Origin of the sequence: Mesorhizobium silamurunense, assembly GCF_014843905.1 — a bacterium.
GTDB classification, from domain to species: domain Bacteria; phylum Pseudomonadota; class Alphaproteobacteria; order Rhizobiales; family Rhizobiaceae; genus Mesorhizobium; species Mesorhizobium silamurunense.
In genome coordinates, this window is record NZ_LPVS01000070.1 from 221430 (window position 1) to 231244 (window position 9815).

The 9815-nt window shown below is 64.6% G+C and carries 7 protein-coding genes; all 7 read left to right on the top strand.

Features of this window, described 5'->3' with window-relative positions; translation table 11 throughout:
• Positions 1-129 precede the first annotated feature (129 nt).
• The 7 genes from tkt to AU465_RS20405 all read left to right on the top strand — a co-directional run bounded on the left by tkt (position 130) and on the right by AU465_RS20405 (position 9768).
• The gene (gene tkt, locus AU465_RS20375; protein ID WP_192251935.1) at positions 130-2121 is read left to right on the top strand and encodes a transketolase; all 1992 of its coding nucleotides are present in this window, start codon (positions 130-132) and stop codon (positions 2119-2121) included.
• 204 nt (positions 2122-2325) lie between these two features.
• Entirely contained in the window at positions 2326-3336 is a 1011-nt protein-coding gene (gene gap / locus AU465_RS20380; RefSeq protein ID WP_192251938.1) for a type I glyceraldehyde-3-phosphate dehydrogenase, read from the top strand.
• Positions 3337-3508: 172 nt separating this feature from the next.
• The gene (locus AU465_RS20385; protein WP_192251941.1) at positions 3509-5398 is read left to right on the top strand and encodes a potassium/proton antiporter; all 1890 of its coding nucleotides are present in this window, start codon (positions 3509-3511) and stop codon (positions 5396-5398) included.
• Between the two features lie 103 nt (positions 5399-5501).
• Positions 5502-6698 (top strand): phosphoglycerate kinase, encoded by a 1197-nt coding sequence (locus tag AU465_RS20390; RefSeq protein ID WP_192251944.1) that lies wholly within the window; start codon positions 5502-5504, stop codon positions 6696-6698.
• A gap of 183 nt (positions 6699-6881) precedes the next feature.
• Entirely contained in the window at positions 6882-7907 is a 1026-nt protein-coding gene (locus AU465_RS20395; protein WP_192251947.1) for a class I fructose-bisphosphate aldolase, read from the top strand.
• Positions 7908-8165: 258 nt separating this feature from the next.
• Positions 8166-8906 (top strand): DUF899 domain-containing protein, encoded by a 741-nt coding sequence (locus AU465_RS20400; protein ID WP_192251950.1) that lies wholly within the window; start codon positions 8166-8168, stop codon positions 8904-8906.
• A 184-nt stretch (positions 8907-9090) separates the two neighbouring features.
• Entirely contained in the window at positions 9091-9768 is a 678-nt protein-coding gene (locus tag AU465_RS20405; protein WP_192251953.1) for an SGNH/GDSL hydrolase family protein, read from the top strand.
• Positions 9769-9815 lie beyond the last annotated feature (47 nt).

A 9815-nucleotide genomic window follows, 5' to 3' on the forward strand; every position in this document is an offset into this window, starting at 1 on the left:
GCGTACGGCCCTATCACAAGCCCGGCAAAAACCGACCGATTTGTTGACTAAAGGGCCGCGCCTGCTATGTGTCGCGGCATCCTTTCCAAGGACTCCCCCAAGACTCCAACCCCTATTTCCGGAGGAAGAATGACCTCGCGTGAACAACATGACCGGATGGCCAATGCGATCCGTTTTCTTTCCATGGACGCCGTCGAGAAGGCGAATTCGGGCCACCCAGGCCTGCCCATGGGCTGCGCCGACATCGCCACGGTGCTGTTCACCCGCTTCCTGAAATTCGACGCCAAGGCACCGCGCTGGGCCGACCGCGACCGTTTCATCCTGTCGGCCGGCCATGGCTCGATGCTGCTCTACTCGCTCTTGTACCTCACCGGCTACGAGGACATGACGATCGACCAGATCAAGAATTTCCGGCAGCTCGGATCGAGGACCGCCGGCCATCCCGAATACGGCCATGCCGCGGGCATCGAGACCACCACCGGTCCGCTAGGCCAGGGCCTCGCCAATTCGGTCGGCTTCGCGCTCGGCGAGCGCATCATGAACGCCGCCTTCGGCAACGACCTCGTCGACCACTACACTTATGTGCTGGCCGGCGACGGCTGCCTGATGGAAGGCGTTTCCCAGGAAGCCATCGCGCTGGCCGGTCACCTCAAGCTCAACAAGCTGATCGTCTTCTGGGACAACAACAACATCTCCATCGACGGCCCGGTCTCGCTCGCCGACAACACCGACCAGGTCGCCCGCTTCCAGGCCAGCGGCTGGAACGCCAGCCACATCGACGGCACGGATCCGGAAGCGATCGCCTACGCCATCGAGGCGGCGCGCCATTCCGACAAGCCGACGATGATCGCCTGCAAGACCACGATCGGATTCGGCGCCCCGACCAAGGCCGGCACCAACAAGGCGCATGGCTCGCCGCTCGGCGCCGAGGAAATCGCCGGCGCCCGCAAATTCTTCAACTGGGAGTCGCCGCCCTTCGAGATTCCGGCCGACATCCTCGACGCCTGGCGTGCCGTCGGCACCGGCGGCGCCAAGGCGCGCGCCGATTGGGAAGGCCGCCTTGCCAAGGCCGACGCCAAACTGATGGGCGAATTCGAGCGCCGCCTCGCCGGCAAGCTGCCGGGCAATTTCGACGCCGTCATTACCGAGTATAAGAAGAAGCTCTCGGCCGACAAGCCGAAGGTCGCCACCCGCAAGTCGTCGGAAATGGCGCTCGAGGTCATCAACGGCGCGGTTCCGGAAACCATCGGCGGCTCGGCCGACCTCACCGGCTCCAACAACACCAAGACCAGCCAGACCAAGAACATCACGCCGGACGACTACGGCCAGCGTTATGTCCACTACGGCATCCGCGAGCACGGCATGGCGGCGGCGATCAACGGGCTGACCCTGCATGGCGGGCTGATCGCCTATGGCGGCACGTTCCTCTGCTTCTCCGACTATGCCCGCCCCTCGATGCGCCTTGCCTCGCTGATGGGCATCCGCTCGATCTTCGTCATGACGCATGACTCGATCGGCCTTGGCGAAGACGGCCCGACCCACCAGCCGGTCGAGCATCTGGCCGCGCTGCGCGCCATTCCGAACCACAACGTGTTCCGCCCGGCCGACGCGGTGGAGACGGCGGAATGCTGGCAGCTGGCGCTGAAGTCGGAAAAGACGCCGTCGACCCTGGCGCTGACCCGCCAGAACCTGCCGACCGTACGCACCGAATTCAGCGAGCAGAACCGCAGCGCTTCCGGTGCCTACGAGCTCGCCGCTGCGAGCGGCGAGGCGGCGGTGACGATCTTTGCCACCGGTTCCGAGGTCGAGATCGCGCTTGGCGCGCGCGAGCTGCTCGAGAAGCACGGCCATCCGACCCGCGTCGTTTCGGTGCCCTGCTTCGAGCTGTTCGACCGGCAGAGCGAGGACTACCGCAAGAAGACCATCGGCAACGCCAAGATCAAGGTCGCCATCGAGGCCGGCATCCGCCAGGGCTGGGACCACCTCATCGGCACCGACGGCATCTTCGTCGGCATGCACGGCTTCGGCGCCTCCGGCTCGATCGAGCAGCTCTATCCGCATTTCGGCATCACGGCGGAGGCCGCGGCGAAGGCGGTGGAAGAACGCCTGCACGGCAAGTGAGCCATTGCATGTCGCTCAAAGGCGTACAGCGGCTTTGAGCGACATATAGAAGCAGGAAGCCCGGTGCGGCGAAGCCATTCAAGGGTTTCGCCGGGCTGGACCAACCTAATCGATTTAAATCTGGGCTCCTGCGGCTGGATTCTTGTGTCATCCGCCGTTATGAAGCTGCGGGCCCATCCGCTTTCCAGCCCCAGGGAGAGAAAAATGACCGTCAGAGTTGCCATCAACGGATTTGGCCGCATCGGCCGCAACATCCTGCGCGCAATCCACGAATCCGGCCGCAAGGACATCGACGTGGTCGCCGTCAACGACCTCGGCCCGGTCGAGACCAATGCGCACCTGCTCCGCTATGACAGCGTGCACGGCCGCTTCCCGCATGAAGTGACGGTCGACGGCGACCAGATCTCCGTCGGCAAGGAGAAGTTCAAGGTCACCGCCATCAAGGATCCGACCCAGCTGCCCTGGAAGGAGCTCGGCATCGACATCGCGCTCGAATGCACCGGCATCTTCACCGCTCGCGACAAGGCAGCCGCGCATCTGGCCGCCGGCGCCAAGCGCGTCATCGTCTCGGCCCCAGCCGAAGGTGCCGATCTCACCGTCGTCTACGGCATCAACCATGACAAGCTGACCAAGGACCACGTCGTCATCTCCAACGCATCCTGCACCACCAACTGCCTGGCGCCGCTTGCCGCCGTGCTGCACGAGACGGTCGGCATCGAGAAAGGCATGATGACGACGATCCACTCCTACACCGGCGACCAGCCGACGCTGGACACCATGCACAAGGACCTCTACCGCGCCCGCGCGGCGGCGCTGTCGCAGATCCCGACCTCGACGGGTGCCGCCAAGGCGATCGGCCTGGTGCTGCCCGAACTCAAGGGCAAGCTCGACGGCATCTCGATCCGCGTCCCGACCCCCAACGTCTCGGTCGTCGACTTCAAGTTCATCGCCAAGCGCTCGACCACCGCGCAGGAGATCAACGAAGCGCTGATCGCCGCCTCCAAGGGCAAGCTGAAGGGCATCCTCTCGGTCACCCATCACCCGAATGTCTCGATCGACTTCAACCACGATCCGAATTCCTCGATCGCGGCGCTCGACCAGACCAAGGTCATGGACGGCAACTTCGTGTCGGTGCTGTCCTGGTACGACAACGAATGGGGCTTCTCCAACCGCATGGGCGACACGGCGGTTGCCTTCGGCAAGACCATCGCCTGATCGCAGGCCTCTTCTGACGGTTTAGGACGCCCGGCTTCGGCCGGGCGTTTTTCGTTGAGCCGTTCGCATGGCAATTCGGGGCCAAAAAACCACGCTGCCGCCTTGCACTGGTCATGTCTTCGCCCCACTCTGCCGTAAAGCGGGAGGGACGGGATGTGAGGGGCAATTTCGGATGGAGCATGCGATCTATCTTGTAACGCTGGTCGGCACCGCACTTGTTGTGGCCGCCGCGTTTTCGAGCCTGATCGCCTTCCGCTTCGGTGCCCCCCTGCTGCTGCTCTTTCTCTGCATCGGACTCGCCACCGGTGTCGACGGCCTCGGCATCGAGTTCGACAATGCGCGGCTGGCTTATTTTGCCGGCTCACTGGCTTTAGCCATCATCCTGTTCGATTCCGGCTTCGGCACGCCGCTCAATGCGCTGCGCCAGGCAGCCGGGCCGGCGCTGTCGCTGGCCACGATCGGCGTCGTCCTCACCACCGGCATTTTCGGCGTCGCCGCCTTTTATCTGCTCAATCTCAGCTGGCTGGAATCCTCGCTGCTCGGCGCGGCGGTCGCCTCGACCGACGCGGCCGCCGTGTTCTTCCTGCTGCGCGCCGGCGAGATCCACCTGCGCGAGCGCGTCCGCTCGACGCTGGAGGTCGAATCCGGCACCAACGACCCGATCGCCATCTTCCTCACCATCACTCTGGTCGAGATCATTGCGGCCCACACAAATCCGGAAGCGGATGTTCTTGCCACCAACCTTGCGCTCGGCTTCGTCATCAATATGGGGCTTGGCGCCGTCATCGGCGTGCTTGGCGGCCTTGGCATCGTGCGCCTCGTCGAACGACTGAACCTCGACCACGGCCTGCTGCCGATCTTCGTGCTGACGCTCTCGCTGATGGTGTTCGCGGCGGCAGGCGCCATCGGCGGCTCCGGCTTCCTCGCGGTCTATCTCGCCGGCCTCGTCGCCGGCAATTCCGACATCCGCGCCGTCACCATCCTGAAGCGCTTCCAGGACGGCATGTCGTGGCTGGCGCAGATCATCATGTTCCTGATCCTCGGTCTGTTCGCCACGCCCTCGCAATTCCCGACGATCCTGGTGCCGGCGATCCTGCTCGGCCTGTTCCTGATCTTCGTGGCGCGGCCTTTAGCCGTCTGGCTCTGCCTGATGCCGTTCCGACTGCCACGTCCCGAGGTCGCCTTCGTCTCCTGGGTCGGCCTGCGCGGCGCCGTGTCGATCCTGCTTGCCATCACGCCTCTGCTCGGCGGGCTCGAGCACGGGCGGCTGATCTTCAACGTCGCCTTCATCATCGTGCTGGTGTCGCTGGTGGTGCAGGGCTGGACCGTCGGCCCGCTGGCGCGCCGCCTCGGCCTGATCGTACCGGCGCGGCTCGGACCGCTCGACAAGGTCGAGCTCGAGCTGCCGGGCTCGGCGCATCACGAGTTGCTCGCCTATCGCGTCGCGCCTGGCAGCCCAGTGGCGCGGGGCGAACGCATCCCGCGCTGGGCGAGGCCCTCGCTGGTGCTGCGCGACGGCCGCTCCATGCGCTTCCAGGACATGGGCAGGCTGACCGCCGGCGACCAGGTCTATATCTTCGTTCCGGACCGCTATCCGCGCCTGCTCGATAAGCTGTTCGCCAGCCGCGCGGTAGTCGATCCCGAGGATGCCGATTTCTTCGGCGCCTTCGCCGTCGATCCAGCCCGCTCCGCTGCCGAGCTGGAAGCAGCTTACGCGCCCGGCCTCACCGAGGCTGAACAGAAGCTCACCGTCGCAACGCTTGTCACCGAGCGGCTCGGCGGCCATGCCGAATATGCCGACCGCGTGATGATCGGCCCGATCGAGCTGATCGTGCGCGATGTCGACGAGAAGGGCAGGATCACTGGGCTTGGCCTGTCCTTCGAGCCGACCGCGCCGGTAGCGCGCGTGCCTGTTTTCCTGAGCGCCGGCGAGATCGCCGACCGCGTCGCCGCCTTCATCCGCAGCTGGCGCGAGCCGGCGGAAATGCAAGTCGCCGAAACCGAGCCAGACGAGGCGGCGGCGCCCGAACCCGAGGCGCAAAAAGCCACGACCGAAAGCTGATGTCACACGGCGACATCATTTTTGCGCGCGCGCCGTAACGCAGCCCTTGCATCGTCTTCGGTGCCGGGTAAGGTCGCCGCGTTTTTCGCGGAAAGGAACGACCATGGCCGGCTTCAAGACACTCGACGATATCGGCGCCGTCAGCGGCAAGCGCGTCCTGGTGCGCGTCGACCTCAACGTTCCCGTCGCCGACGGCAAGGTGACCGACGTCACGCGCATCGAGCGCGTCGCGCCGACCATTTCCGAGCTCTCCGGCAAGGGCGCCAAGGTGATCCTGCTCGCGCATTTCGGCCGCCCCAAGGATGGCCCGTCGGCCGAATTCTCGCTGGAGCCGATCGCCCGGGCGACGGCGGAAGTGCTCGGCCGCCCCGTTGGCTTCGCCTCCGACTGCATCGGCGACAAGGCGGCAAGCGCCGTCGCCGCCATGAAGGATGGCGACGTCCTGCTTTTGGAAAACACCCGCTTCTACAAGGCCGAGGAAAAGAACGAGCCGGCCTTCGCCGAAAAGCTCGCCGCCAATGGCGACATCTATGTGAACGACGCCTTTTCCGCCGCGCACCGCGCGCATGCGTCGACCGAAGGCCTGGCGCACCGCCTGCCCGCCTTTGCCGGCCGCACCATGCAGGCCGAGCTCGACGCGCTGGAAAAAGGTCTCGGCAATCCGGTGCGGCCGGTGGTGGCCATCGTCGGCGGCGCCAAGGTCTCGACCAAGATCGACCTCCTGATGAACCTGGTGAAGAAGGTCGACGCGCTGGTCATTGGCGGCGGCATGGCCAACACCTTCCTCGCCGCGCGCGGCACCGATGTCGGGAAGTCGCTCTGCGAGCATGATCTGGCCAGCACCGCCAAGCAGATCATGATCGAGGCGGCCGAGGCCGGCTGCGCAATCATCCTGCCCGCCGACGGCGTCGTGGCGAAGGAATTCAAGGCTGGCGCCGCCAGCGAAACCGTAGCCATCGAGGCCGTGCCGGCCGAAGGCATGATCCTCGATGTCGGCGCAAAGACCGTGAAAAGCGTCACCGACTGGATCGACCGCGCCGCAACGCTTGTCTGGAACGGCCCGCTCGGCGCCTTCGAGATCGAGCCTTTTGATCACGCGACGGTGGCTGCGGCCAAGCACGCTGCGGCTCGCACGAAGGAGGGCGAGCTTGTCTCGGTCGCAGGTGGCGGCGACACGGTGGCAGCGCTCAACCATGCCGGCGTCGCCGACGACTTCACCTATGTCTCGACCGCCGGCGGCGCGTTCCTCGAATGGATGGAAGGCAAGCCGCTGCCCGGCGTCGAAGTTCTAAAGCGCTGAGCATTTTGCAGCCAAGCGGCAACGCTTGGCGTTGCAGAAATGTGGCCGAAACCATCACACGATCGGCAGTCGGCGAGTCGGTCCGGGATCTCAAAGACTTTCAATCGATTCTAGCTTTCCGGCGTCATTCCTTTGGCGGTAGTGTTCTGCTAGGCGCGGAATACAACCGTCAAGGAGAGCACCATGAGCGAACGTCTCGAAGACATAGCCGCCGCGATCGTGGCCGATGGCAAGGGCCTTTTGGCTGCCGATGAGAGCTCCGGCACCATCAAGAAGCGCTTCGACGTCATCGGCGTCGAATCGACCGCCGACAGCCGGCGCGACTATCGCGAGATGATGTTCCGCGCCAAGGAGGCGATGACCAAATACATTTCCGGCGTCATCCTTTATGACGAGACGATCCGTCAGAAGGCTGCCGACGGCACGCCGCTGGTCGACATCATCAAGGCTTCCGGCGCCATTCCGGGCATCAAGGTCGATCTCGGCGCCAAGCCTCTCGCCGGCTTTCCCGGCGACACCGTCACCGAAGGCCTGGACGGCCTGCGCGAACGACTGGCGGACTATTACAAGCTCGGCGCCCGTTTCGCCAAATGGCGCGCGGTGATCGACATAGACACCGCCAAGGGCGTGCCCTCGGCGACCTCGATCGGCTCCAACGCGCATGCGCTTGCCCGCTATGCCGCGCTCTGCCAGGAGGCCGGCATCGTGCCGATCGTCGAGCCGGAAGTGCTGATGGACGGCGCCCACTCGATAGACACTTGCTACGAAGTGAGCAAGGCGACCTTGCTGAAGCTCTATGGCGAGCTTTATGCCGCGCGTGTCGTGCTCGAAGGCACGATCCTGAAGCCGAACATGGTCATCTCCGGCAAGAAATCGGGCAGGAAGGACAATCCCGAGCAAGTCGCCGAGAAGACCATAAAGCTATTTCGCGAAACCGTGCCGGTGGCGGTGCCTGGCATTGCCTTCCTCTCCGGCGGCCAGGATGACGAGGAAGCGACGGCCAACCTCAATGCCATCAACGCCATCGGCCCGCATCCGTGGAAGCTCTCCTTCTCATACGGCCGCGCCCTGCAGGCGGCCGCGCAGAAGGCCTGGAGCGGCAAGGCGTCGAACGTCGCCGCCGGCCAGGCGGCCTTCATCCACCGCGCCCACATGAACCACCTGGCGGCGCTCGGAAAATGGCAGCCGGCGCTGGAAAAAGCCGCCTGATAGCTGGCTTCTCCAAAGCACCGAAGACCCGGGCCTAATGCATGTTGTCCAAAAGCGCGCAGCGGTTTTGGGCGAACGACATGCATCAAGACAAGATCCTAAAGCGCGTCGCCCGAGGCCGTTCCGGCGCGACGCGCTTTAGGCCCGGGTTTTTGTTTTTTGCCGGCCGCGTTCCTACCTGATGCATCGAAACAGCGCCGGCCATGTCGGATCGCGCCGATGTCGAACGTCCTTGGCAGGAGAGGACAGGAGATAGTCATGCATCGCAATGCCGTGGTTTCGCGGGACGACTGGTTCGAGGCGCACAGAAGGCATCTCGAGCGCGAGAAGGAGCTGACGCGGTTTCGCGACTGCGTCGCCGCCGAGCGGCGGCAACTGCCCTGGCTCAAGCTGCGCAAGGATTACGTCTTCGAAAGCGAGCAGGGGCCGAAGCGCCTCGCCGAACTGTTCGCCGGCAAGAGCCAGCTCATCGTCTACCATTTCATGATGACGCCGGGATCCGATCATCGCTGCGAAGGCTGCTCGTTCCTGGCCGATCACATCGACGCCGCCGACCAGCATCTGAAGCACCATGACGTGTCGCTGGTCGTCATCTCGCGGGCGCCGTTGGCCGAGCTCCTGCCCTACAAGCAGCGCATGGGCTGGAAATTCGACTGGGTGTCGTCCTACGCTTCGGACTTCAACTTCGACATGCAGGTCTCCTTCACCGACAGGCAGATCGCGGCCGGCGACACCATCTACAATTTCGAGAAACGCCCGCTGCGGTCGAAGGACCTGCCCGGCACCAGCGTCTTCTATCGCGACGAAAACGGCGACATCTTCCTCACCTTCATGTCGCGAGCCCGCGGCGGCGACGCGCTGATCGGCGCCTATCACTATCTCGACATGACGCCGAAGGGCCGCAACGAGACTGGCCCCTATCACGGCCTGATGGACTGGGTTCGCCTGCACGACGAATACCAGGCCAAAGGCAAGGACCAGCCGGACTGTTGCGAGTGACCGGCCTCGCTCGGTCGAAACATGCGGCAGAGCAATTCCAGGAAAAGTGTGGAACGGTTAGGCTCGGCGCCTTCGCCGTAGCCTTCCGTCCGGAATTGCATCAAAACAAAGAGATAGAGTGGTTTGCCGTTTCCATGAAACGGTGAACCGCTCTATGGCTTTTCGCCCATCCACCGGAACCGCCATGCAGCGCCTGCTCGCTCTCCTCACCTGGCTCGCCTTTCCGATTTACATTTGGCAGGGCCTTGGCGTGCGCCGCCGCACCACGCGCATGCTGCCGGCGCGCGGCCCGGTCCTGCACGAGATTGCCGGTAAGGCGCCGGCCATCGCATTGCTAGTCCTGGGCGACTCCTCGGCGGCATCCGTGGGCATCGAGCAATCGGAATACGGGCTCGCCGCGCAGCTTGCCGGCCTGATCGCCGAGCACACCGGCCGTGCCCTGCGCTGGCGCGCCGCCGGCTTCAACTCGGCGACATCCGGGCAGATCCGAGACTACGTCCTGCCCAATCTGTCGGCAGACCCGTGGACGCATATCGTGCTCGCCATCGGCACCAACGACACCAAGAATTTTCATTCGGTGCCGCGCTTCAAGAAGGAGTTCGGCGGCCTGCTTTACGCGCTGCGTGCCAAATGGCCTGAGGCGCGCGTGGTCTGGTCGCCGGTGCTCGAATTCACCCGCGCGCCGGCAATGCCGCCGCTGCTCGGCAAGATCCTCGAAATTCGCGCCACGGAGATGAACCGGATGGGCGCGCGCCTCTGCAACGAGCGCGGCGCGGTTCCCGCCGCGCGCCTGCCGATCACCAATCCCGAAGCCGGTTTTGCTTCAGACGGCTTCCACGCCTCTGAGGCAGGCTATCGATGAGCGACCCGAGACATAGGTGACGAAACGTACCGGACACATGGGTAACA

Excerpts from the sequence above, each read along its gene's own strand:
- AU465_RS20400 (WP_192251950.1), top strand. The coding sequence starts at position 8,166 with ATGCATCGCAATGCCGTGGTTTCGCGGGACGACTGGTTCGAGGCGCAC.
- gap (WP_192251938.1), top strand. The coding sequence starts at position 2,326 with ATGACCGTCAGAGTTGCCATCAACGGATTTGGCCGCATCGGCCGCAAC.
- tkt (WP_192251935.1), top strand. The coding sequence starts at position 130 with ATGACCTCGCGTGAACAACATGACCGGATGGCCAATGCGATCCGTTTT.
- AU465_RS20385 (WP_192251941.1), top strand. The coding sequence starts at position 3,509 with ATGGAGCATGCGATCTATCTTGTAACGCTGGTCGGCACCGCACTTGTT.
- AU465_RS20390 (WP_192251944.1), top strand. The coding sequence starts at position 5,502 with ATGGCCGGCTTCAAGACACTCGACGATATCGGCGCCGTCAGCGGCAAG.
- AU465_RS20395 (WP_192251947.1), top strand. The coding sequence starts at position 6,882 with ATGAGCGAACGTCTCGAAGACATAGCCGCCGCGATCGTGGCCGATGGC.
- AU465_RS20405 (WP_192251953.1), top strand. The coding sequence starts at position 9,091 with ATGCAGCGCCTGCTCGCTCTCCTCACCTGGCTCGCCTTTCCGATTTAC.